1 protein-coding gene is annotated in these 273 nt (G+C 47.3%); it reads left to right on the plus strand.

Annotated elements, in window-relative coordinates:
* On the plus strand, positions 1 to 273 hold a 273-nt coding region (locus A3750_RS04745; RefSeq protein ID WP_197474895.1), incomplete at both ends, for an ATP-dependent Clp protease proteolytic subunit.

Genomic DNA, 273 nt, shown 5'->3' on the forward strand with positions numbered 1-273 from the left:
CGGTCAAGCGTGTAGCATGGGCGCCTTTTTGTTGACTGGCGGGGCAAAAGGTAAGCGCCATTGTCTTCCGAATGCAAGGATGATGATTCATCAACCTTTGGGCGGATATCAGGGGCAGGCGACTGACATTGAGATACATACGAAAGAAATTCTTACGATTCGTGACAAGCTGAATCGTATTATGTCTCATCATACTGAGCAGGACTTAGAGACCATCGCGCGCGATACAGATCGTGACAATTTTATGGATGGTTCTGCTGCAGTTGATTATGG

The sequence above is a fragment of the Oleiphilus sp. HI0079 genome (genome assembly GCF_001635105.1).